Annotated in this window: 15 protein-coding genes; 12 read left to right on the top strand and 3 right to left on the bottom strand. The window is 65.0% G+C overall.

Annotated elements, in window-relative coordinates:
- Positions 1–47 precede the first annotated feature (47 nt).
- Entirely contained in the window at positions 48–2495 is a 2448-nt protein-coding gene (locus tag F3J15_RS23805; protein ID WP_166894422.1) for a DUF3772 domain-containing protein, read from the bottom strand.
- 468 nt (positions 2496–2963) lie between these two features.
- Here F3J15_RS23805 and F3J15_RS23800 point away from each other — a divergent pair, with 468 nt between their 5' ends.
- The 8 genes from F3J15_RS23800 to F3J15_RS23760 all read left to right on the top strand — a co-directional run bounded on the left by F3J15_RS23800 (position 2964) and on the right by F3J15_RS23760 (position 15427).
- Positions 2964–7613 carry an RHS repeat-associated core domain-containing protein gene (locus F3J15_RS23800; protein WP_166894420.1) on the top strand — a complete coding sequence of 1550 codons (4650 nt, stop codon included), beginning with the start codon at positions 2964–2966 and terminating at the stop codon, positions 7611–7613.
- A gap of 15 nt (positions 7614–7628) precedes the next feature.
- The gene (locus tag F3J15_RS23795; RefSeq protein WP_166894419.1) at positions 7629–8225 is read left to right on the top strand and encodes a hypothetical protein; all 597 of its coding nucleotides are present in this window, start codon (positions 7629–7631) and stop codon (positions 8223–8225) included.
- Positions 8226–8550: 325 nt separating this feature from the next.
- The gene (locus F3J15_RS23785; protein WP_166894415.1) at positions 8551–8949 is read left to right on the top strand and encodes an SMI1/KNR4 family protein; all 399 of its coding nucleotides are present in this window, start codon (positions 8551–8553) and stop codon (positions 8947–8949) included.
- A gap of 192 nt (positions 8950–9141) precedes the next feature.
- A complete protein-coding gene (locus F3J15_RS23780) occupies positions 9142–9768 on the top strand; it encodes a hypothetical protein (RefSeq protein WP_166894413.1) in 627 nt (208 codons plus the stop codon).
- 187 nt (positions 9769–9955) lie between these two features.
- The gene (locus F3J15_RS23775; RefSeq protein ID WP_089475565.1) at positions 9956–11383 is read left to right on the top strand and encodes an MFS transporter; all 1428 of its coding nucleotides are present in this window, start codon (positions 9956–9958) and stop codon (positions 11381–11383) included.
- 388 nt (positions 11384–11771) lie between these two features.
- Positions 11772–13091, top strand: coding sequence for a hypothetical protein (locus F3J15_RS23770; RefSeq protein ID WP_166894411.1), 1320 nt, complete (start codon positions 11772–11774; stop codon positions 13089–13091).
- Between the two features lie 160 nt (positions 13092–13251).
- Positions 13252–14364 (top strand): porin, encoded by a 1113-nt coding sequence (locus tag F3J15_RS23765; protein WP_069252496.1) that lies wholly within the window; start codon positions 13252–13254, stop codon positions 14362–14364.
- A gap of 10 nt (positions 14365–14374) precedes the next feature.
- Entirely contained in the window at positions 14375–15427 is a 1053-nt protein-coding gene (locus F3J15_RS23760; protein WP_166894409.1) for a nucleoside hydrolase, read from the top strand.
- Positions 15428–15474: 47 nt separating this feature from the next.
- Here F3J15_RS23760 and F3J15_RS23755 read toward each other — a convergent pair whose 3' ends face one another.
- Positions 15475–16386: a LysR family transcriptional regulator gene (locus tag F3J15_RS23755; RefSeq protein ID WP_166894407.1), complete on the bottom strand. Its 912-nt coding sequence runs from the start codon at positions 16384–16386 to the stop codon at positions 15475–15477.
- A 94-nt stretch (positions 16387–16480) separates the two neighbouring features.
- On the opposite strand from F3J15_RS23755, the gene F3J15_RS23750 reads away from it, so the two are divergent.
- From F3J15_RS23750 to F3J15_RS23730, 4 genes are all read left to right on the top strand, one after another.
- Complete coding sequence (locus tag F3J15_RS23750) at positions 16481–17830, top strand: NCS2 family permease (protein WP_071331954.1); 1350 nt, start codon at positions 16481–16483, stop codon at positions 17828–17830.
- 47 nt (positions 17831–17877) lie between these two features.
- Positions 17878–18978 carry an adenosine deaminase gene (gene add, locus F3J15_RS23745; RefSeq protein ID WP_166894405.1) on the top strand — a complete coding sequence of 367 codons (1101 nt, stop codon included), beginning with the start codon at positions 17878–17880 and terminating at the stop codon, positions 18976–18978.
- Positions 18979–19388: 410 nt separating this feature from the next.
- Entirely contained in the window at positions 19389–20651 is a 1263-nt protein-coding gene (locus F3J15_RS37825; RefSeq protein ID WP_240159122.1) for a hypothetical protein, read from the top strand.
- Positions 20652–20705: 54 nt separating this feature from the next.
- Complete coding sequence (locus F3J15_RS23730; RefSeq protein ID WP_166894403.1) at positions 20706–22622, top strand: WG repeat-containing protein; 1917 nt, start codon at positions 20706–20708, stop codon at positions 22620–22622.
- A 46-nt stretch (positions 22623–22668) separates the two neighbouring features.
- Here the strand turns inward: F3J15_RS23730 and F3J15_RS23725 are convergent, their stop codons facing one another.
- On the bottom strand, positions 22669–24810 hold the full coding sequence (locus F3J15_RS23725) for a transglycosylase domain-containing protein (RefSeq protein WP_166894450.1): 2142 nt from the start codon (positions 24808–24810) through the stop codon (positions 22669–22671).
- Positions 24811–24826: the final 16 nt, after the last annotated feature.

The following is a 24826-nucleotide window of genomic DNA, read 5'->3' as shown; positions in this document are numbered from 1 at the left end:
GTGCCGGCCCTTCGTTCATCTGCGCGACGGCAAGCGCGCGAGCCGCGTCATGCGTCTCCCGCCGCCGGCATGTTCTGCACGACCAGCATCTGCGGGCTCGACAGCGTGATTTCCGCCGCGCGCAACTGTTTCAGGATCTCGAACAGCAGGTCGCTCTTCGTCGAACCGGCGATCCGCGGGCTCGACACGTAGCCGGTCACGCTCAGCGTGATGCCGTCCGGCGTGAGCTGGCTGAACGTGACCGACGGCGCCGGCTTCTCGAGAATCGCCGCATGCGAGCGATAGGCTTCGAGCAGCAGGTCGCGCACCTGCTCGGGATCGGTGTTCAGCGGGAACGTCAGCACCAGCGTCGCGACGCCCTGCGTGCTGTTGCCCATCGTCACGTTGCGCAGGTTCTGCGAGATCAGTTGCGAGTTCGGCACGATCACGGTCGAGCGGTCGCTGAGCTGGATCTCGGTCGCGCGCACGTTGATGCGGCGGATGTCGCCTTCGACGCCCGCGATGCTGATCATGTCGCCCACCTTCACCGGGCGCTCGGTCAACAGGATCAGCCCCGACACGAAGTTCTTCACGATCTCCTGCAGGCCGAAACCGATACCCACCGACAACGCACTGACGATCCACGCGAGGTTGTTCCACCGGACGCCGAGCAGCCCGAGCGTCATCAGCACGAGCAGCACGTAGCCGACGTTGGTGAACAGCGTGATCAGCGACACGCGCATCCCGGTATCCATGCCGAGCGCGGGCATGAACTCGTTGTCGAGCCAGCGGCGCAGCGAGCGCAGCAGGTAGAAGCCGATCGCGAACCCGATCACGGCGTTCATGATCCGGTCGGGCATGATGTTCAGGCTCTGCAGCCGCTGGCTGCCGATCATCGCGACCGCGCTGTCGAGCAGGTCGCCCGGCGTCGTGCCGAAGCCGCCCGTCAGCAGCGCGATGGCCGCGATCAGCATCAGCAGGCTCGTGCCGAAGCCGGACAGGACCGTGCGGGCCTGGTCGAGGTGACGATCCTCGAGTGCGAACAGGTGCTTGATCTGCTGGCCCGTCGTCAGGCTCGACGAGAACAGGCTTTCGCTCGCGTCGCGCGTCAACTGGATCAGGATGTAGGTGGCGCCCAGCACGATCTCGAACCACACGAGCTCGTAGGTAATGAAGCGCGCGACCGTGATGTAGCCGATCAGGAGTGCGATCAGGGTCGCGACGATGGCCAGCGTGACGGCGGCATGGATCAGCCCGGCGAGCGTCGAGCGATGCTCGGGCGCTTCGCCGGCGGCCGCGAGCGCGCTGCGCGCGCGGTTCGAGCGCAGCAGCGACGCACCGACCGTCACCGCGACGACGAGCGACACGATCCCACGGCCGAACAGCGTGACCGACAGGCTGGTGTCGACGATCCGGTTGATCGATTCGAGCGTGCCGGACACCAGCAGCAGCGCGGCCAGGATGCCGGGGAACGGCTTCATCGCGAGCGCGACGGGATCGGCGAGCGCGGGCAGGCGCCACGACGGATGCTTCGTGCAGAGCAGCGCACGGCCGAGCCCGGCGATCAGGGCACAGGTTGTGGCGAGCTTCGCGAACTGGTCCCACAGATCGTTCAGCGCCGGCGTGAGGTCGTAATGGCGCGCGACAGCGAGGTAAAAGATCTGGACGGCGATGGCGGTTGCCAGCAGCGTCGACAGCGTGGTCGACAACGCCAGAGCGCTGCGGCGCAAACGGGTGGCCGGCAGGCGGTTCACGCAGAACCACGCGAGCCCGCGCTCGATGAGCCGGCGGCCGCCCATCCATGCCGCGAACGCGGCGACCAGCAGCAGCACCGTGATCGCTTTTTGTCCGGGCACCCACGACGAGCGCAGCATGTCGAGCATTTCTTCGTCGAAATCCCCGAGCCGCTGGGTGTCGTCCGGCGAAAGATGGAACAGCGGCAGCCAGAACTGCGCGCTGAAAATGCCGCCCGAACGGAACGCGAGCTGGTTCTTCAGCAGGCCGCGATGCAGCTTCGCGAACTGCTCGTTCAGGTTCGTGAGGCTGGCCTTCTGGTCGGCGGCCTGCTTCAGCGCTGCATCGAGCTGCGTCTTGCGCGCGTTGAGCGTGGCCCGTTGCTTCGCGACGGCCGGCGTTTCCGGCGCGGCGCCTTCCGCAGGGGCGGGGCCGAGCACGTCGAGCTGCCCCTGGATCTGCGCACGCTGCGGCACGAGATCGCTCTGCAGCTTCTCGACATCGGTGCTCAGCTCCTGCGTCGAGTCGCTGAGCCCGTCCAGCTCCTTGCTGTTGGACGCGGTCGAGGTCTGCTGCTTGATGCGGTCCAGTTCGGCCTGCATCTGCTTGAGTTGCGCGACGGCGTCGTTCAGCGAGATGGCCGGGACGGGCGCGCCGACGCCGCTCGCGTTCGGGGCCGAGGCGGCCGCCGGAAATGCCGACGCGGTCGCGATCGCCGCAAACTGCAGCAGCGCGATCAGGGCGATCCGGCGAGCGTAGGTGGATAGTCGTTGTATGGACATGGAATTCTTACGATTTGCCGACAATTCAGGTCGCCGAAAGGCGCCCGGAAGCCGGTGGTTGGCCCGGTAGCATGTTACCGGGGTGTGGGGACGAGCGATGTCCGAATCTGCGGGGGCGGAATTGGGGCGCGGTGAGGGGGTGACGGGCCACGTCCGGCGGCTTGTGCCCCGGTTTACCGGGCTTGCGTTGATCGTGCCACGCAGGAAAGGTCGCGGTTCATGGTGCCCGGTGACGCTGATCGGCCAGATAGATGGTTACCGAATTTACATAACATTCGGGGCAAGGCCTGCCAACAAATAGGGTGCAATGGCCCGTTTCGGGTGTGGGCCCGAGAGCCGTCACCTTTCATTTTCCGGTCGTCCATTCGTCGGTACAATGCCGCGGGTCGCTGGCACGACGTCCACGAGATGAACCGGGGACGGCTGCCGCGGGCCGAAAAAACGAACAACGAGAAGAATCCTGAGAGCATGGCAGATCAAAAACTCCCGCCGGGCGCGGAATATGAGCAGGCCACCCCGTGGCTGACCGATGTGCATCCGGACGATGTCGTGGCGTCCGGCGAAGGCTTCAACGCGTGGCTGATCCGCGTGACGGACGGCTACGTGAACGTCGACCGGCTGGCGACGGTGGCCAGCATGATTCCGGTCCTCAACAACCTCATGGCGCTGGCCGACGCGCTGACCGACATCGTCTCGATCATCCGCAAGCGCGGCGGTGAACTGCTCGACTATCTCGGGCTGGCGATCAACCTGATCGGCGTGATTCCGTTTCCGCCGGTACTGGCGCCGATGCGCCTTACGGCACGGCCGCTGCTGGCGCTGATCCGTAACCAGCTACTGATTCACAAGCGCGACATCGGGGCCGCGGTCGTGTCGATCGTCGTCACGCACGTGCAGGCGTCGTTTTCGACCGAGGTCGAGGACTTCCTGACGAAACTGCAGGCCGTGGTCAACGACCTGATCGACCACTGCGCGGCGAAAGCGCAGGAGATCTTCACGGGTCTGGCCGACGGCATCGACGCGGTGGTGGCGGGCAAGCTGTTCGATCCGACGAAGAACGAACGGGAAGCCGCCGAATACCGGCAGTTGATGAAGAAGAGCGGATGGCTCAGCACGGACCAGGTAAAGGGGGCGTGGGGTTATCTGTCCGAGTCCCTGGTGGCGAAGGGCAAGCGCAACGCCAACTCCGCCGGCAGCACGGCGGCCGGGCTTGTTCCCGAGAAGTACGTCGCGCCGATTCGCTCGATTGCGGCGTCGTTGCGCACGTTGGCGCCGGTGGTGGTCGCCAAGATCAACGAACTGAAGGGCAGCGACGAAGGCAAGCTGATGTGGCTGCTTCTGAAGCTGATCAATGCATTGCGGCACAAGCGTGAAGCGATGCGGACCGCATCGATCAAGTCGCAGGGCACGACGGAAGCAGAGGCCCGGCGGCCGCAGGTACCGATTGCAGCGGCGAAGAAGGAGGCCAAGGCGAAGGGCTCTGGCGTCAACCATTGCGAAGAGTGCGGTAAGGGCGTATCGATCGGTTCGATCAGCTATTCGTTCGGCGACGAGACGTTTTCCCATGCCGATTTTGAATTGCCGGGTGCGATGCCTGTCGTGTGGATGCGGGTCTATCGGTCCCGGCTGGCCGGATACGACGACGGCGAACTGGGCGCGCGCTGGCTGTCGCCGTACATGACGCGGATCGATGTTCGGGGCGGTAAGTGGATCTACAGCGACTCAACCGGCCGCAACATCGAATATCCGGCGCTCGCGGCAGGTGCTGTTCACGACGATCGCGTGGAAGGCGTCACGCTGAGCCGGCTCGACGACACGTGGGTGACTGTCGCGTACGGTCACGATTTGCTTCATGTCTACGAGAAGCGCGGCGATTCGTTCCGCCTCGCATTGCAGAAGGACCGCGCGGGAAATACGATCGCGCTCGATTACGACGACGCGAATCGCCTGGCGCGGCTCGTCAGCTCGGCCGGGCATACGCTCGCGTTTCGTCACGACAGTCACGGGCGTATCGCAACGATCGAGCAGATCGTCGACGCGAACACCCGCAGGACACTCGCGCAGTACCAATACGACGAGAACGGCGACCTGGTTCGGGCAACTGATCGTTACGGCAACGCACGCCAGTATGCATACCATCGCCACCTGATTACCCGCTACACGGATCGCACGGGCCGCGGCATGAACCTCGAGTGGGACGGGGCCGAGCGCGACGACAATACGAACGCACAGTGCGTGCGTGAATATGCCGATGACGGTAGTCACGACATTCGCCTGATGTGGCATCCGAACATCCGGTTGACGTATGTGACCGATGCGCTGGGCAACGTCACGCGGTACTACTACAACATCCGCGGGTACATGTACCGGATCGCGTATCCGGATGGCACCGAGGAGTGGATGCGGCGCGACCAGGACAACAACCTGGTGATGCACGTTCATCGCGACGGCGGCATCGAGGAGATGGACTACGACGCGCGCGGGAACATGACGAAGCACTATCGCGTCGACGGGGCGGTTGTCGCGATGGAGTACGACGACAAGGATCAGCTCGTTCGGCTCAAGGATCCCGAAGGGTACGTGTGGGAGCGTTCGTATGACGACGCGGGCAATCTCGTGGGGCAGAAGGATCCGCTCGGGCGTGAGACGAAGTACGCGTACAACGCGGCAGGGATGCCGATCAAGACGATCGATGCCAAGGGCGGTGCGACTTCGCTCGTCTATGACGACGCCGGGCAATTGCTGCAGTACACCGACTGCTCGGGCAAGGTGACGAAGTGGAAGTACGACGGCGACGGGAGACTCGCGCAGTCGATCGACGCCGCGGGCAATGCCACGGCCTACCAGTATGGCAAGAATGGCGGGTTGAGCGAGATATCGTCGGCGGCAGGTACTGTTCGATTCACGCATGATGCGGAAGGCCGGTTGCTGTCCCAAACCGATCCGATGGAGCGCGTCACGCGTTTTTCGTACGACGTGGCGGGGCGTGTGGCAAGCCGCGTCGATGCGCTCGGCTATACGCTTTCATATCGCTATGATCGTCTCGGTCGCTTGACTGCATTGACCGATGCGAATCGCGCGACCTATCAGTTCCACTACGATCCTGCGGGGCGCTTGCTGGAAGAGATCGGTTTCGACGGCAAGCGGACGACGTACGGATACGCCGAAGGCACGCTGCAGCCGGTGAAGATCGATGAGGCCGGGCAGGTGACGGAACTCGAGTTCGATCAGGCCGGCCGCATTACGCGCCGGATCTCGGGTGCCAGCGAGGAGCGGTTCGCGTACGACGCGAGCGGTCGGCTCATCGAGGCGCGCAACAGTCATAGCCGGATGCAGGTGTTCTTCGATCCGGTCGGTAATCCGGTTCGCGAGCATCACGCTTACCGGTTGTTCGGCGAATCGCGCAGCTACGTTTGGCATCACGAATACGATGAAATCGGCACGCGGATCAAGACGGTTCGACCCGATGGGCATGTGCTGGACTGGCTGACCTATGGCTCTGGTCACGTACACGGGCTCGTGCTCGATGGCGAGGAGCGAATCCAGTTCGAGCGTGACGATCTGCACCGCGAAACGGGGCGGACGCTGTCGAGCAAGCTGGCGCAGCAGACGCAATACGATCCGGCCGGCCGGATTGCACGGCAGGCGGTTCGGCGATCGAATGCGCCGGCTGCGCTGGCCGAGCGCCGGTATCGGTACGATGCCGTTGGACAACTCGAGCATATCGAGGACAGCCGCAAGGGGCTGATCAGTTATCGCTATGACCCGATCGGCCGCCTCATTGCGGCGATCGGGCCGCTCGGCGCGGAGCATTTTGCGTTCGACCCGGCGAGCAACATCCTTGATCCAGGCAGTCCCAAGCACGCGCGCACGCCGGGGCTGGCGAAAGCGAGCCCGGTGGTGCCGGACAGCGTGGACAGCACGTTGCCGCCCGAAGTGCCGAAGGTGCTCGGCAATCTGTTGAAGGAATACGCTGGCACGCACTTCGAATACGATGCGCGCGGGAATTTGATCGGGAAGCGTTCGCCGTCGGGTAGGCAGGAGTACGAGTGGGACGGATTCAACCGGTTGAGAATCGCGCGTGTCGAGGAATCTGAGCGGCAGCATGAAGCGCGGTATTTCTACGATCCGTTTGGACGCCGGATTGGCAAGGATGTCGATGGTGTGCGGACGGTGTTCGGCTGGGATGGCGATCAGCTTGCTTATGAAAGCAGCGAGGGCGGCGCGACGCAGTATGTGTACGAGCCGGAATCGTTCGTCCCGCTTGCCCAATATGTGACGGCGCAGCCGGTTGCGGGGATTCAGACGCCGGTGTGGCGGGAAGGCGAGCCATATGTGCCGGAGAATGATCCGCTGCAACGTGTGCCGGAACGGCAGTCGGGCGCGCATTTGTTTTACTACCACTGTGATCAGATCGGTACGCCGTTGCTGATGACGGACGAGGCCGGCGAGGTAGTGTGGGAGGCGGCGTATCGGGCCTGGGGCGAAGCGCGGGAGGTTATCGCGCGGGTGTCGCAGCGGGCAGGTATCGTGGCGAGGAACCCGATTCGGTTTCAGGGGCAGCAGGAGGATGCGGAGACGGGGCTGAGGTATAACCGGAATCGGTACTATGATCCGAGTAGCGGGCGATTCGTATCCAAAGACCCGATCGGACTCGCTGGTGGCATCAACGTCTATCAATACGCACCGAGCCCTGTCCAGTTCGTTGATCCGTTCGGCCTTGCAGCAAAGAACCAAATTGGCACCTATGGAAGCTTAAATGGAGGCGATAATGTAGGTGATGGCCTCGAAGTTCATGAGCTCGTTCGCCACGAGGCGTTGGTGAGAATGGGGTGTGCCAACAAGCGACGCAGAAACAAGGATAATCCGTCGATTGCAGTTGAGCCAAATACTCATGACTCAATTCACTCAAATGAGAATGCTCTGGCGAGAATGCATTTGGGGCTTGGTACAAATGAATTTGATTTTGATCCAAAAACGGGCCGGCCATCGAAGAGACAGATGGATGTTTGGCAGGGGGCAATTCGAAAATCTGGTGTTTCTGCCGCCGATGCAAAGAAGCTTCGCAAGAAGGCAATGGCTTATCTGAGGACGCTCGATTGCTGTTGTGATAAATGATTTGAGGAGGTGAAAGTGTATAAGGAACTGGTTTTTTCCCCCTTGAGGCCGACCAAAGGTGATGCATACGTCGGTGGAGGAGCTTATCTTCCGGCCGAAATTCAATGGCCCGTATCTGGTAACGGCGAACCTTTAACTCATCTGATGAGCCTTCCCGGGTGGTGGTTCAATGAAAACCTTAAAGGCGATAATTTCTGGATTTCCATATTTATTCCGTACGTAAGAGATCAGGTTGGGCATTATCGGCAGCTTCGTGAAAGGGATGGACGCTCTGAGGCGGTTGTTGTCGGGTACCTAGCGAGTGAATCCCTCCGAAATGAAGGCGCAAGTGAGATCAACGAAGTTGGTGGGGTCGCAATTTCACTGAGCAGTGATGCTGACGATTCTGAGAATCTTGCCTCGAAAATTGACGGAGTAGATGCATGGTTGCAGCGCTCAATTGCAGTGCCATGCATGCATAGAAGAATGTCGATATACGGTGGTGACCTTGATTTGGCGCTGCCGAATTATAAGGGCATACTTTCAGATGGAATGGGATATCTGTTTGTTGATAGTGCTGAGCTTGAGAGGAAGAACGCAGAGTTAGGTAAATTTTTTCTTCAACTTGGCTAGATTTCATGTAAATCGGTAAAGGCGCGAGGGATCGGTGCGATGAAGGTGGTAGCCGACAAGGCGGGGGCACATGAAGCATACGTTTCCCCTCGCGTTTGACTAGATAAAGAAGGCATCAGCGAGATGCCGAGCACTTCGGGATCCGTCCACACCCAAATCTCGGGTATGCAGCGGGCATTCCAAAATCAAAACGGCTTCAATACGGATGTACGGACAGAGTTTAACGAGGCTGCTCGGCAGATGAGGGCAGCGGGTGTCCCAGAAGCCGTCGTGCGACGAGCGATACGGTAGAATTACAAATATTTCGACTGTTTGGGAGATTTCAATGCTAAATAAAGCGTATCTTGGCCAACACTTCGAACTCAGAATCCCGGCGACCCTTAGCCAGATTAATGTTGCAGAGGCGAAGGCTGGGTTGTCTTTTCCTAAAGAATACGTTGAATTTCTTTCGATTACTAACGGTCTAAATTCAGCGGGTTGCTTGGCTCTTCATGAAATAGAAATTTTGCCTGAGAGAAATGTCGAATATGAAGTCCAGAAGTATCTTCCTGGATATTTTATGATCGGGGATGATAGCGGTGGCCAAGCAATTCTGATTAACTCTGCCGGAGAAGTATTTGAAGTGGGGATGGGGGTAATGAACCCGAATTTTTTGGAGAGATCGGCTGACTCGCTGACCGATCTGTTGGTGAATCTCAAAGGCTTGACGCTTGGGGAGAGGTGAATCCAAGGTCGCGCCACTCGGAGCCGTTGATCAAAAGTCCGGTGGCTTGATGTTGTTTGTGCGCACGGACCCAATGTCAATGTGAGAAGCAAGACGGCCAGATGAGGCCGGTGGTACAAAAGGGGCGCGAGTACTTCTGCTGATGCTTGCGATTAGCGATAGTTGGGTTTGCCGGGCGAGGAACTGTCTGCCGTGAAGTATTACGTTCTGTCTCAAAGAGCAGACCCGGGATGCCCGATCGGCATGCTGAATGGCGCGCTGTACGACAAGTACCATCAGGACGCCACGAGTGTAGACGTCGGGCACTTCCCCTGGTATGCAAACCCGTCGCGGGGGAAGGCGCACGAAAAATTTCCGGATGGCGTCGTCTTCATCACCAAAGACGACCGGTACGATTTTGATGTCCGCGCAGACTTGGGTTTTCATTACCTGATGAGCGAAAGATTTGGTGCTGTCGTTTCTGAACTGAACGTCCCGATGGTGGACGTCGCACCGGTCAAGATTTTGTCTTTGGAAGGAACGCCCGCATCGGGAGACGGCTATTGTGTTGCGATCTTCCCGAGCTTTCGACCTGAAGAGGTGGACGGCGGCGAATCGAAGTTTGTAGACGGGAAATTTGGCGGAATCGCAAGAATAAGGAAACTGGTTGTATCCGACGATTTCGCATGCCCTATCTTCAAGCTGATCGGCATGGAAGGGAGCAGCAACGCGCTGATCTGCTCCGAGGAATTTCGCCACGAAGCCATCAGGCGTGGCATCAAGGGAGTCGAATTTCTGGATGCAGAGAGCGTCGATTGGCCGGCGGTGAAGCCCGTATGACGTTGTGCTCCGATCGCCAGTGACGGTGGAACTGGCTTGATCAAGGCTGCTCCTATGCGTTGCGGCGCGCGACCGCGCGTCAGATGACTGATGTGTTCCGCCGCTCGCCTCGCTAAAATGCGCGAAGCCGCTCGCCAACGCCCCTCTGGTAGCGCCAAGACAATCAAGAATCCGGAGACTTGCCACCATGGCATCCACCCAGCCCGACCCGCTCGCCGCAGCGGGCGCCACCCGCGTCGCGGCGATCGACCCCGGCTCCATCTCGGCCCGCCTCGACCGCCTGCCGCCCACCCGCACCGTCTGGAAACTCGTCGTCCTGCTGAGCCTCGGCTTCTTCTTCGAGCTCTACGACCTGCTCTATAGCGGCTACGTCGCGCCCGGCCTCGTGAAAAGCGGAATCCTGTCGGCAACGACGCACGGCCTGTTCGGCACCACGGGCGTCGCGAGCTTCATCGCCGCACTGTTCTCCGGGCTTTTCATCGGCACGATCGCGTGCGGCTTCCTCGCCGACCGCTTCGGCCGCCGCGCGATCTTCACCTGGTCACTGCTGTGGTACACGGCCGCCAACGTCGTGATGGCGTTCCAGGACACCGCCGCCGGGCTGAACTTCTGGCGCTTCGTCGTCGGTCTCGGCCTCGGCGTCGAGATGGTGACGATCGGCACGTACATCTCCGAGCTCGTCCCGAAGCAGATCCGCGGTCGCGCATTCGCGTGCGAGCAGGCGGTCGGGTTCGTCGCGGTGCCGGTGGTCGCGTTCCTCGCGTACCTGCTCGTGCCGCACGCCCCGTTCGGCCTCGACGGCTGGCGCTGGGTCGTGCTGATCGGCGCGCACGGCGCGCTGTTCGTGTGGTGGATTCGCCGCGAACTGCCGGAAAGCCCGCGCTGGCTCGCGCAGCAGGGCCGGGTCGAAGAAGCCGATCGCATCATGCGTGCGCTCGAGGCGAAGGTCGAAGCCGAATACGGCCGGCCGCTGCCGCCGCCCGCGCCTGCCGAGCCCGTGCCGCCGCGCGGCAGCTTCCGCGACATGTGGGTACAGCCGTATCGCAGCCGCACGATCATGATGACGATCTTCAACGTGTTCCAGACGGTCGGCTTCTACGGCTTCGCGAACTGGGTGCCGACGCTGCTGATCAAGCAGGGCATCACGATCACGTCGAGCCTGATGTATTCGAGCGTGATCGCGCTCGCCGCGCCGATCGGCCCGCTGATCGGCCTCGTGATCGCCGACCGCTTCGAGCGCAAGTCGGTGATCGTCGCGATGGCGGCGGCGATCGTCGTCTGCGGGCTGCTGTTCAGCCAGACGACGGTGGGCGCATTCCTGATCGTGCTCGGCATCGGCCTCACGCTCGCCAGCAACATCATGTCGTACAGCTTCCACGCGTATCAGGCCGAGCTGTTCCCGACGTCGATCCGCGCACGGGCCGTCGGTTTCGTCTATTCGTGGAGCCGCTTCTCGGCGATCTTCTCGTCGTTCGTGATCGCGGCCGTGCTGAAGGGCTTCGGCACCTTCGGCGTGTTCGCGTTCATCGCGGGCGCGATGGTGATCGTGATGGCTGCGATCGGGTTCATGGGGCCGCGCACGAAAGGCATCGCGCTCGAAACCATCTCGAAGTAACCGGTGGTTGCGCACGCATGCCGCACGATTCGTGCGGCGTGCGTGCGATGCGATGGCGATTGCATCGCGCGCAGGGTGTGTACCGCGTATCGGGAATGATCTGGCATACGAATCGATTTGAAGATCCTGTCGTGCGTTGGCGAAACACACCGCTTCCTGTATCGATCTCGAACGCCCAATGAGCGAGACTGCCACGTAACGAAAAAGCGAGCGGCAACGAGTTGAAACAAAGCGTGACGAAGCGAAAAACCGCGACGTTCGCGCCTGCCGATTCTTACCGAAACGCGTAAAATGAAGGGCCTGACGACTCATTAGCCGCCATCGGACCGACCGCGTTGCAACAGCGAACGGCTCCGCCGCGAAGAGGCGTCGGCGCCGGGCGCACACGATGCGCCGGACGTGTCGATGGCTCGCGCGGAAGATGCGCCGCCCGCAACTGCAGCATGCGGCGGACGGATCGGCCGACGGCTTCGAACGTATGATGCCTTTCAGCTTCACGCGGCGATTTGCGAAGCCGCGTTGTCTTGCCCGTGTCGCCGCTGCGTGTATTGGGATCGCTGCGGCACTGCCGATCTCCGTGTTCGTCGAGCGGTCTGCCTTTGCGGCGTCCGACGCATCGTCGCCCGTCGCTACGTCATCCTCATCAGTCGAGTCGCCCGCGTCGGCAGCTTCTCGGGCGCATCCCGCTTCGGCGGCGCATGCATCGTCGGGTGCGTCGGCGGCCAAGCCCGCGCCTGCCGCATCACACGCGCATCCCGTGGAGCCTGCCAGCCCAGCGTCGGGCGCATCGAGTGCTTCGGGCGCATCCGCAGCATCCGCAGCATCCGCCGCGGCACCTGCATCGGCCGCTTCTGCCGCGCCCGCCAGCGAAGCCGAGGCCCCCGCACCGACACCGCCGCGCCAGCATCCGCCCCTGTCGGCCGAAGAGGCAAAAAATGCGACGGCGCACGCGATCGACATGCGCAAGCGCTTCACGCAGGAAGTCACGCGGCGCCTGAACGTGCCGGCAAGCGAGCAGCGCGCGTACGGCGAGCGGCTCCAGAAGGCGCTCGCCGACGCGGACCTCGGCGACCTCGCCGGCGAATACATCGCGATGGTCGACCGCGCGCCGAACGTCCAGGCGCTGTTCATCTACTTCCGCGCGACGCCGGCCAACGCATGGATGATGATCGGCGCATCGCCGGTCGGCACCGGGCTGCCGGGCAAGTACGACCATTTCCTGACGCCGCTCGGCGTGTTCCATCACTCGCCGGACAACATGGATTTCCGCGCGGAAGGCACGACGAACGAGAACGGCATTCGCGGCTATGGGCACCGCGACATGCGCATCTACGACTTCGGCTGGGTGGACGGCGAGCGTGGGTGGGGCAAGGGTGGCATGTCGCCGATGCGCTTCCAGATGCATGCGACCGACCCCGATCGCCTCGAAGCGCTGCTGGGCATCCGGCACTCGAAAGGGTGCGTGCGCATTCCCGCATCGCTGAACACGTTCTTCGACCAGCACGGCCTGCTCGACGACGACTACCAGGCGCGCGTCGAGGCCGGCAAGTCGCTGTGGGTGCTGCGCCGCGATCGCGACATCACGCCGATCGCGGGCCGCTACCTGGTCGTGATCGACAGCGCACGCAAGACGCGGCCGGCGTGGTCGCCGTTGCCGGGGCGCAAGGCGTGGTCGAAGCTGCCGAAGGGCGGCGACACGGCGGACTGACAACCGACGAGGCGAGCACGGGAGCGATCCGGATGAGAATAAATCCGTTTTATTGAACCATAATAAAAGCAAACTTTTGTTATCCGATTCGGGTTCGTATAGTCGAGGCCAGTTTCGCGGAACCCTGCCGCGCCTGGACCACCACCGATCACACGACCCGATGAAAACTCTCTACAAGCTCGCCCCGCTCGCGATGCTCGGCGCCTTCGCGACGCATGCCTGTGCGCAAAGCAGCATCACGCTGTACGGTCTGATCTCGGCCGGTGTCGGGTTCGCGACCAACCAGGGCGGCAAGAACGCCTGGCAGGCGCTGTCCGGCACGAACCAGAACCCGCGCTGGGGGCTGAAGGGCAAGGAGGATCTCGGGCAGGGGCTGTCCGCGGTCTTCCAGCTGGAGAACGGCTTCAACGTGATGACGGGCACGGCCGCGCAGAACGGCCGCGAGTTCGGGCGGATGGCCTACGTCGGCCTGGCCGACCGCACCTACGGCTCGCTGACGTTCGGCCGCCAGTACGACGCGATCCACGACTACATCGGGCCGGTGATCATCGCGAGCAACGGCGTGAACATCGGCGACAACGACAACGGCTACAACGACATCCGCGTGCAGAACTCGGTGAAGTACGTGAGCCCCGTCTACTACGGCCTGAAACTCACCGCGCTGTACGGCTTCAGCAACGCGACCGGCTTCGCGAACAACAGCGCATACAGCTTCGGGCTCGGCTACGAGCAGGGCCCGCTGCGCTGGAGCGTGGTCTATGCGCAGTACAACCATCCGTACAGCGCGACGAACCAGGACGGCGCGATCGCGAACGACTATGCGTCGCCGCTGCTGATCTTCAGCAAGAGTGCGATGTCGCCGGCGGCTTACGCGAGCCGGCAGCGGATCGCGGGCACGGGCGGCTTCTACACGATCGGCCGCGCGCAGTTCGCGGCGATGTTTACCGACGTGCGCTACGATTACCTCGACAATTCGCACCTGCACCTGCAGAACCTCGGCGTGAACGTCGTCTACACGATGACGCCGCAGCTCTTCCTCGGCGCCGCGTATGCGTTCACGAACGGCAAGTACGACGTGATCGACAAGCGGCCGAAATGGCACCAGGTGAACCTGCAGGCCGATTACTTCCTGTCGAAACGCACCGACGTCGCGCTGACGGTGATCGCGCAGCAGGCGGCCGGCGACGCGGACCATGCGCAGATCTTCGCGTACGCGCGCTCGACCGGCACGCGCCAGATGATGGCGACGCTCGGCGTCCGGCATGTTTTCTGAGCGCCTGACCATGACCCATCCGATCGCATCCCGCCGCACCTTCCTGAAACTGTCCGCCGCGCTGGCCGGCACCGCGCTGCTGCCCGAAACGGGCGCGTTCGCGGCCGGCGGCGAGGCCGCCCGCCGCACGGTGATCATCGATACCGACCCGGGGCAGGACGACGCCATCGCGATCCTGTTCGCGCTGGGTGCGCAGGACCGGCTCGACGTGCGCGCGTTGACCGCCGTCGCGGGCAACGTGCCGCTCGACCTGACCGAACGCAATGCGCGGATCATCCGCGACTGGGCCGGCCGCACGAAGACGCTGCCCGTCTACGCCGGCTGCCCGCGTCCGCTCGTGCGCGACCTCGTGACGGCCGCGAACGTGCACGGCAAGACGGGGCTCGAAGGCGTCGAACTGCACGAGCCGCGCGCACCGCTTGCCGCCGGTCACGCGGTGTCGTATCTCGTCGATACGCTGAGCCGCGCGGCACCGGGTAGCGTGACGCTGTGCGCGCTCGGCCCGTTGACGAACATCGCGACCGCGTTGGTCGAAGCGCCGCAGATTCGCGGCGCGCTGCGCGAAATCGTGCTGATGGGCGGCGCGTTCTTCGAGCGCGGCAACATCACGCCGGCCGCCGAATTCAACATCTACGTCGATCCGCAGGCGGCCGAAGTCGTATTCGGCAGCGGCGTGCCGATCGTCGTGCTGCCGCGCGATGTCGCGGTGAAAGCGCCGATCACGCCGGCACGCGTCGCGCCGTTCCGCGCGCTCGGCAACCGCTGCGGCGCGATCGTCGCGGACATCATGGATGCCGAACTCGCGTACAACAAGAAGCGGCGCGGCGTCGAAGACGCGCCGATGTACGACCCGACCGCGGTCGGCTATCTCGTCGATCCGACGCTGTTCGGCGGGCGCAAGGTGAACGTGATGGTCGAGACGACCGGGCAGTGGACGCTTGGCGAAACCATCGTCGACTGGAACGGGCGCAGCGGCCGCACGGCGAACGCGACGTGGATCAACGAGGTCGATGCGGACCGCTTCTACGCAGCGCTCGTCGAGCGCATCGCGAAGCTGCCCTGAAGGCGGGCAGTCACGCGGCGAACCATGAACGGTGAACGTGGACGCAATCAGATGTGCTTTGCAATCCACTCGCGGCACGCGCGCACGTGCGGGCCGCGATCGTCGCCGGCGAGCGAGATCAGCGAGATCGCGCGCGTGACGCGCGGCTTGTCGACGCGCAGCGCGACGAGTTCGGGATCGTGCAGATGCATCGTGTAGAGGCTCGGCAGCACGGCGGTCGCGAGGCCGTTGCGCGCAAGCGCGTAGAGCGGCTCGGTGTATTCCATCCGGTACGTGACGTTCAGGCGCAGCTTCTCGGCGCCGCCGGTGCGATGCAGCGATTCGCTGACGCTGCCGCGCACGAACACCGCGAGTTCACGATCGACGAGCTTGGCCCACGTGACGCTCTTCGCACGGGCAAGCGGATCGTCGTGCCGCACGACGATCACGATCTCGTCCTCGAAGAGCTGCTGGTAGCGCAGCGTGCCGTCGTCGCCGTCCGGTTCGCGCACGCCGATGCCGAGATCCGCGACGCTGTTGCGCACGGCTTCGACGAGCGCGCTGTTCGGCAGGTCGGTGAGGGTGAAGCGCAGCGTCGGATGCGCGTCGCGCAGTGCGTTGAGCGCGGGCAGCAGGCGGCCCGCGACCGACGGGATGAACGCGATGCGCACGGTCTGGATACGTTCGCCGATGAGCCGCGTCATGTCGTCGAAGGTGCCGCGCGCCTGGTTGAGCAGGCGTTCGGCGAGCGGCAGCACGGCTTCGCCGGCAGAGGTGAGGGTGAGCCGGTGCGCGGAACGCGCGAACAGGCGCCCGCCGAGCAGGAACTCGATCTGTCGGATCGACGCGGTGAGCGCGGGCTGCGTGAGCGACAGCGCCTGCGCGGCCTGCGTGAAGCTGCGTGCGTGAGCGAGCACGACGAAGTGCTGGACCTGCCGCAGCGTGAGCGCGGGCAGCAGCGACGAGCGGTCGGACGACATCGGGCAATAACGGTGGGGATGCGGTACGCGGCAGTATAAGACCGCGCTGCGTGAATCGACACAGGACAATATTCGGAATCACAGGAGAACCACCATGTCAGCGACTGACACGATGCCGGCGCGAGCGCCGGCCAACTGGCTCGAACGCCGCTTCGCGCTCGCCGCGCGCGGCACGAGCGTGCGCACCGAGACGATCGCGGGCGTCACGTCGTTTCTCGCAGCCGCGTACCTGCTCGTCGTGATCCCGTCGCTGCTGGCGACGGGCGGCATGGAGCGCGGCGCGGCGACGACCGCGACGATCATCGTGTTCGTGCTGTTCACTACGCTGATGGGGCTCTACGCGAACCTGCCGTTCCTCGTCGGCCCCGGCATCGGCGGCTCCGTGATCATCGGCGTGACGCTCGCGACGACCGAGCACGTCGGCTGGCAGACGGGCCTCGGCATCGCCTGCGTATCGGGCGTGCTGTTCTTCCTGCTGACGATCCTCGGCGCGCGCGGCGTGGTGGTGCGGCTGATACCGGTGCAGATCAAGCTCGGGCTCGGCGCGTCGATCGGGCTGTTCGTCACGATGCTCGGGCTGCGCAATGCGGGAATGGTCGTCGCGAACGCGAAGACCAACGCGTTCGCGCTCGGCGATTTCTCGCGGCCGGGCGCGCTCGTCGCGCTGATCGGCCTCGCGGTCGCGATCGTGCTGCAGGCGCGCAAGGTGCCCGGCGCGATCCTGATCGCGATCCTCGTCGCGGCCGCGGCCGGCGTGCCGCTCGGCGTCACGCATCTGCCCGCGTCGTTCGTGTCGCTGCCGCACAGTATCGCGCCGATTGCGTTCAAGCTCGACATCGGCAGCGCGTTGAGCCTCGCAGCCGCGCCGTACCTGTTCGCGTTCTTCGCGGCGGAATTCTTCTCGACGCTCGGTACGGCGCTCGCGGTCGGTGCGAAGGCGAACCTGCTCGACGAACAGGGCAACCTGCCGAACATCAACCGGCCGTTCCTCGTCGATTCGCTCGCGGCGACGCTCGGGCCCGTGTTCGGCATTCCCGCGCTGACCGCGCTGATCGAATCGGCGGCAGGCGTCGAGGCCGGCGGCCGCAGCGGGCTGTCGTCGCTGGCGGCGGCCGTGCTGTTCGCCGCGATGCTGCTGTTCGTGCCGGTCGCGCTCGCGATCCCGAAAGAGGCGACCGCGCCGGCGCTGATCCTGATCGGGCTGTCGATGTTCGCGACGATCCGCCATACGCACTTCGACGACTTCACCGATGCGCTGCCCGTGATGTCGATGGTGCTGCTCACGCTGATGTCGAACAGCTTCGGCACCGGCATCGCGGGCGGGCTGCTGTGCTACGTGCTCGTTAAGCTGCTGGCCGGCCGCTGGCGCGACGTGTCGTGGGGGCTCGTCGTGCTCGCGCTTCCGCTCGGCTACTACTTCTGGACCGTCGTGAAGCCGCACTGAGAGACGGCTTTCGCGACGCATCGGCACTACCGAAAAAAGAGACTGCAATGAAGGGAACACCAGGTAACGTCCCGGCCGCGCGCACGGGCATCGAGATCACGCCGGCCCATCGGGCCTTCTTCCGCGCGCTGCCGAAGGTTGAGCTGCATTGCCACCTGCTCGGCGCGGTGCGGCACGACACGTTCGTCGCACTCGCGGAGCGCAGCGGCGCGCCGATCGAGCGCGCGGAGATCGACGCGTTCTATGCGCGCGGCGAGAAGCCGGTCGGCGTGCTGCACGTGCTGCGCGCGCTCGACCAGTATCTGCTCACGCAGCCCGACGACCTGCGGCGGATTGCATACGAGTATCTGGAGGATGCGGCCGCGCACAACGTCCGGCATGCGGAATTCTTCTGGAATCCGACGGGTACGGTGCGTGTGTCGGGTATCGCGTATGCGGATGCGCAGGCCGCGATCGTGACGGGTATTCGCGACGCCGCACGCGACTTCGGGATCGGCGCGCGCCTGATCCCGAGCATCGACCGCGAGCAGGATCCCGACGAAGCGGTGGCGATCGTCGAATGGATGAAGGCGAATCGCGCGGACGAAGTCGCGGGCATCGGGATCGACTATCGCGAGAACGACCGGCCGCCGGAGCTGTTCTGGAAGGCTTACCGCAATGCGCGTGCGGCGGGCTTTCGCACGACCGCGCATGCGGGCGAATTCGGGATGCCGTGGCGCAACGTCGAGACGGCCGTCGATCTGTTGCAGGTCGATCGCGTCGATCACGGCTATACGATCGTCGACAACCCGGAGCTGTGCGCCCGCTATGCGGAGCGCGGGATCGTCTTCACCGTCGTGCCGACGAATTCGTACTACCTGCGCACGCTGCCGCCGGAGCAATGGGCGGAACGGCACCCGATGCGCAAGATGCCGGGCCTCGGGCTGAGGATCCATCCGAACACCGACGATCCGACGCTGCACAAGGTCAATCCGTCGGAGGCGTGGGAGCTGATGTTCAGCCATTTCGGCTTCACCGTGGCCGAGCTGAAGCAGTTCATGCTGAACGGGATCGACGGCGCGTGGGTGGACGACGCGACGAAGGCTGCGTGGCGTGCGGCGTGGGCGCCGGAGTTCGACGCGTTGGCTGCCACGCTCGCGGCGGCCTGAACGCAGCTGCGTTTTACGCCGGCCGGTGCTTCAACCGGCCGGCGACTCGTTGTGACGGAACAGCTCCGCGACGCCCGGCAGGCCGCCGGCGTCGAGCAATTCCGCGTCGCGGTACAGCAGGTTCGCGATCGCGACTGCGCTATGGGTCATGCGGGTTCCACTCTCGTTGAACGATGACGACGATGGTGCGCGACGCGCGGCGGCTCCGCTTCGTCCGGGTGGCCTGAGCCGGCACACGCCACTCCACACCTTTTCATTTCCCTGCACATCGCCGTTATGGGCACGCGCCGGCTGGCACACGTCGCCCGCGTTCGCTATATTGGCGTCCGGTAGCGATGGGTCGTGTCGCGGCCGCCGTGCGCTGTCGCGCCGGATATTCCCAAAACAATTCGAAGAGAGAGGCTTCAGCCGTGCGTACCCCCTTGTTCTGTCTGCTGTTGCTCGCGTCGCTGTCCGCGCGGGCCAGCACTGCCTGTGATGCGTTGCTCGGCGATTACGCGCCGGCGGCCGGCAAACCCGCGACGCTGCGCGTCGAGAAAGTGGGCGGCGAGATCGTGCTGCGTGTGCGCGACGCCGGCCAGTGGAGTGTCGAAACGGCGCCGACGCACGAGGCCGAGCTGGAAACCGACGGTCCCGACAAGGCGCCGCCGGGCACCTGCGTGCTCGACGTGCCGGGCGGCGAACTGATCAAGCTGCCGATCGGCGCCCCGTATCAGGTCACATCGATTGCCGGCAAGAACTTCGAGACGAAGCATTCGACGACTGGCGTCGTGATGCTGGCGATGCAGGGTTTTCAGGTCAACGGCCTGGAACTGTATCCGGTCGCGCGCAGCGGCGATTCGCCGCCGGAGCCCGTGAAGGCGGTGGCGGGGCGGGAGATTGCCGGCGCGGGCCCGTGCCCGGGCCACCGTCCGCCCGACATGAGCCAGGCCGACTTCGATGCGCTGCCGGAACCCGCGCACACGTATTTCGCCGAACTCGATCCGGTGCGGCAGCGCGCATTCGTGTGCGGCCAGGCGCTCGACGAGATCGTTGGCGACGGCCTGACGTCGAACGACGACAAGGAAATCGATACGATGTGGCGCCGGCTCGGCATGCTGTTGCGCGCGCATCAGGTGCCGCGTGACGAACTCGGCCGCGACGATCGCTGGCGCGTGGCCGGCCAGTTGCTGCGGCAGAACCGGCCCGACGCAGGCGCGCAGGCGTCGCCCGATCGCGCGCGCCGGCAGGCACTCGTGCTCGACGCGCTGGTGCCGAACCTGCCGCCGCCCGACACGCTGCGCGATGGCCGTGAAGAGCAGGCGAGCGACCTCGTCGCCGAAATCGTGAAACTGCCGGAACCGGATGCACTCGCCGTGCTCGGCAAGCTGCAGGCGCGAGGCATGCTGCGCTGGCAGCTTCGTGACAACAACCCGTACCGGCTCGCCGACGTCGCATTGCCGGACGCATTGAATCCGCCCGCGGCGGCTTCGGTCTTCGTGCTGCTCGCGAAGGAGGCGAGCCCGGACGTGCTGCATGACGATGCGCTGCTCGACGGCGAGGTGACTGCGCGCCGTGTCGACGGCGTGCAGCGCCTGCTCGACGCCGGCGTGAAGCCGTCCGCGAAAGTGCTGGCGGACGCCGCCGACACGCCGGAGATCCTGCGGCTGCTGAAGGCATCCACCGCACGCTGACGGCGGGCGAACCGACGCAATACGACGACAACAAGAACGAGGGCGACCCTTCCGATGGGCAATCGATCATGGCTGTATCTCCAGGCCGGTGACGGCGACGACGCGCGAACGATCGCGCTCGCGGAATCCAACAATCACTTTCCGCTGCTGTGGCGCGTGCTGCTCGCCGACGGCGGCGCGGGCGAGGCGATCACCGATCAGCGCGTGTTCGGCGATGCCGGCACGCCGAATCTCACCAGCGACGCGCGCACTGCGCTTGCGCGACTCAGCCGGCTCGCGTCGTTCGTCGTCGCGTATCCGCTGCCGGGCGACGATCCGGCGCTCGCGCGCCAGTTCGATGCGGTCGTGTGTCATCTCGGCGAATCGATCGACGCGCTCGGCGACGCGCACGGCGCACCCCGGTTTTCCGCGAATCTCGACGAGTTGTCGTGGCTCGACGGCGGCGATCCGAACGACTACATCGACCAGGAACGCGATACCTGCACGCGGCTGTGGTGGCAGGTGGCGAACTGCATGGATTTCCGCGACGTGCGCGGCGTGCGCGATGTGCTCGAGATCGAGTCGCCGCCCGACTGGCGCGACTGGGCGTGGGGTTTCGGGTTCGGCGGCATGTTGCATCACTATTTCGTTCGTCAGGAGCCGCCGCGCGGCGTGACGTTTGCCGAGCTGTTCGATGCCGGCGAAGTGCATGGCGACCGGCTCGGCTACGGCATGTTCAGCTTTCGTGCACGCAACGGGCTGTGGGGTGTGCGACGTGAAACCAACGATGCATGGCACGTGATCGTGCCGCCCGAGTGGACGAACCTGTGGGCGAGCGGCGCGCGTGACGACCGGCTGCTATGGGCCGAGCGCGACGGGAAGGTCGGCCTGCTGTTCGCCGATGGCGATGTCGACCGCGATGGCGACGAGATGCGGGTCGTGCGCGAACCGTCGTTCGATGCCGTGTGGGATTTCAGCGGCGACGTCGCCTGCGTGCGCGTCGGTGAGCGGTTCGGACTCGTGCGCACGGACGGCACGTGGGCGCTCGAACCGTCGCTCGACGATTTCGGCGATTTCACGGGCGGGGTCGCATCCGCGAGCCTGGACGGCCGCTGGGGCTTCGTCGACACGCGCGGCGCATGGGTGATTCCGCCGCGTTTCGACGATGCGCATGAATTCGAGAACGGCACCGTCGCGGCGGTATCCGAGGGCGAACGATGGGGGCTGATCGGGCGCGACGGGCAATGGCGCGCGCAGCCCGAGTGGGACGCGCTCGAATGGTCGTCCGAATGCGGCGCCTTCGTCGCGCGGCGCAGCGGTCACGTCGGCCTCGTCGATGCGAAAGGCCGCGTCGTCGTCGAGCCGCATTATGCGGAAGTCGCCCGGCTGACCGACGACGAACGGACGGACATGCTGACCGAACTCGGCGCGATCCGCCACATCGTGCGGCGTGACGACGGCCGTTGCGCGATCGTCGACGGGCAGGGCCGCGTGCTGACGCCGTTCGACTTCGTCAACATGGCGGCGCTGCCATGGTTGCCCGATGACGAAGCCGTGCCGGGCGAGCTGTTCACGCGTTACGCGATCGGCGTCCTGCCGGGCGAGCCGGTGCAGCTCGCGATCTGCGATCTCGAGACGGGCGCGACGCTCGTGCAGGGGCGCTACGACGATGTGGCCGGCCTGTTCTGGGGCGCCGATCACGGCTGGCTGGCCTGTGTGGAGGATGAGGGCGGCGGAGACGTGCGGGCGACGGTGCTTCGCGCGGACGGCACCGTGCTGCATCCGGCGCGTTACACGCGGATCGGTGACGATGCACTGTTCGACAACGATCGCGATGCCGCCGACGGACACGCAATGCTGATGCCGTGGTTCGTCCGCCGTGTCGCGGTCGCGCAGAACTGGAGCCTGGGCGAACCGGTCGCCGCATTGCGCGACGACGGCGTGCCCGTTTGGCTGTACGCGGACGGGCAAGCGACGACGACGCTTCGATAGGCCGAGCCGTCGTCGTGGATGCCGGCGTGGCGCGCCGGCACCCCGATCAGCGGAAGAACTTCAGCCAGTCGAACAGGCCCGGATGCGGCGTGCGCCGCCGCGGCACCGGCGCGCTGCGCGGCCGGAAGTCCGGCGAGAACTGCACGTGCGGATCGATCGCCTTCGCGCGCAGCGCCGCGTCGTAGAACGTGCCGACGATCGGCAGCGCGCTGTGCGCGCCCGCGCCCCAGTAGTCACTGCGCAGCGTCACGCTGCCGTCGTCGAAGCCGACCCACGCACCGGCCACCAGCTGCGGATGCATCAGGATGAACCAGCCGTCCGCGTTGTCCTGCGTCGTGCCCGTCTTGCCGGCGACGTCGACGCGAATGCCGTAACGCGAACGGATGTCGGCGCCGGTGCCGCGATCGACGACATCGCGCATCACGTCGACCAGCGTCTGCGCGGCGGGCTCGGGCAACGCACGTTCGGGCGGTGCGCTGCCGAAGACGGCGAGCACCTTGCCGTCGCGATCCTCGATGCGCGTGATCATCTGCGGCGCGACGTACACGCCACGGTTCGCGATCGTGCCGTACGCGGACACCATCTCCTTCAGCGTGACGGGGCTCGTGCCGAGCGCCAGCGACGGCACCGCGTCGAGCGGGCTCTCGCGCACGCCCATCGCGCGGGCGAGCTGCGCGACCTTCGCGGCGCCTTCGTGCTGCATCACCTGCGCGGTGATGCGGTTGCGCGACAGCGCGAGCGCATCGCGCAGCGTCATCGGCTCATCGGTCGGCGGCTCGGCATCGGTCGGGCGCCAGACCGCGCGCCCGTCGATCGGGATCGCCACGGGGCGGTCGACGAACGTGTCGCCCGGCCGCATGCCGTCCGCGAACGCGGCGCCATAGACGAACGGCTTGAACGTCGAGCCGGGCTGGCGCCGCGCCTGCGACACGTGATCGAACGGCTCGCTGCCGAAATCGGGGCTGCCGACCCACGCACGGATCGCGCCGTTGCGCGGATCGATCGCGACGAAGCCGGCCTGAACCTGCGTCTTGCGCTCGCACAGCGCGCGCATGAAATCCCGATTGGCGCCGAGCCGCTTCAGCGCGACGACGTCGGTCAGCCCCGTGTCGCGCGCCTGCCGATAGTCGGGCGTCTGGCGGATGAAGCCGCGGAACAGGTCGTTGCGCAGCCCGCAGCCGGACGGGCCGCGCCATGCGCCGTCGGCGATCGCCTGCAGCCGTTCGGTCTGCCGCGTCAGCGCCTGCGTCGCCATGTCCTGCAGCCGCGCGTCGAGCGTCGTGCGCACGACGAGGCCGTCCGAGTAGAGGTCGTAGTTGTTGCGATCGGCCCACGCGATCAGCCATTTGCGCAACTGCACCGCGAAGTGCGGGGCGAGGCCGGGCTGCCCCGACTGCGGCTCGAAGTCGACGCGCAGCGGCCGGCGCTGCAGTTTCGCGAGCTGTTGCGGCGTCAGCATGTGCATCTGCGCCATCCGGTCGAGCACGATGTTGCGACGCTGTACCGCGCGCTCCGGGTTCAGCACCGGGTTGTAGTAGCTGTTGCCCTTCAGCATCCCGACGAGCGTCGCGCTTTCGGCGATGTCGAGCTGGTCGGCTGACTTGCCGAAGTAGGTGCGTGCTGCCATTTCGACGCCGTACGCGTTGTACAGGAACGGCACGGTGTTCAGGTAGGTCTCGAGAATCTCGTCCTTGCTGTACACCGACTCGATCTTGAACGCGGTGATCAGCTCCTTCACCTTGCGCGTGAGCGTCGGCGCGCGGCCGACTTCGTCCGGATACAGGTTGCGTGCGAGCTGCTGCGTGATCGTCGAGCCGCCCTGGCGGTCGCCCGAGAAAGTATGCAGCCCGGCCGCGATCGTGCGGCGCAGGTCGATGCCGTGATGCGCGTAGAAACGGTGGTCTTCGGTCGCGATCAGCGCGTCGACCATGTGCGGCGAGATCTGCTTGAGCGGCACCCATTCGCGGTTGACGGGCCGGAACTCGGCGATCAGCTGGCCGTCGGCGGACAGCACGCGCGCGGGACGGTCGATGCGCGCCTTGCGGATGTCGCCGATGCTCGGCGTGAACGGGACGAACGCGAGCAGCACCAGCAGGCCCAGCGCCGGGATCGCGGCGAGCGTCAGCGCGACGCCGCGGCGCGTCGGATGGCGCAGGCGATGCAGCGCGCCGGCGCCCAGCGCGCGGATGCGCGCGCCGCAGGCG

Origin of the sequence: Burkholderia sp. Ap-955 (assembly GCF_011753045.1) — a bacterium.
GTDB lineage: Bacteria > Pseudomonadota > Gammaproteobacteria > Burkholderiales > Burkholderiaceae > Burkholderia > Burkholderia lata_D.
This window is presented reverse-complemented; position numbering and strand designations above follow the sequence as displayed.